Origin of the sequence: Shewanella sp. T24-MNA-CIBAN-0130, assembly GCF_040310185.1 — a bacterium.
Classification (GTDB): Bacteria; Pseudomonadota; Gammaproteobacteria; order Enterobacterales; family Shewanellaceae; genus Shewanella; species Shewanella psychromarinicola.
Map to the genome: position 1 here is coordinate 1 of NZ_JBEOPP010000213.1, position 304 is coordinate 304.

At 48.0% G+C, this 304-nt stretch carries 1 pseudogene; it reads right to left on the reverse strand.

Features of this window, described 5'->3' with window-relative positions:
• A pseudogene (locus tag AAEZ02_RS22110) lies at positions 1-304 on the reverse strand (HlyD family secretion protein); the annotation flags it as partial.

The following is a 304-nucleotide window of genomic DNA, read 5'->3' on the forward strand; positions in this document are numbered from 1 at the left end:
GTGCCAGAACCGTCTAACGCCAAGTTGCGATAACGCTCAAGGTTAAAATTAGCCAATTTAAGCGCAAAAAAATTGGCATCTAACGTTGCCCGAGCTTGTTCAATGACCGATGCCTGATGGATAAGCCTAGCCTGCAGGCTGTTAATACTGGCTTGCGCACTAACCACTTGTGCTGCAGCGGTTTTCACTGCGGCAACAAAATCACGGTCGTCAATGATGGCAATAATATCGCCCTGCTTGACCACCTGATTGTCATTAACCAATACCTGGCTAATTTTACCGGCGATTTGGGGCGCCACTATGG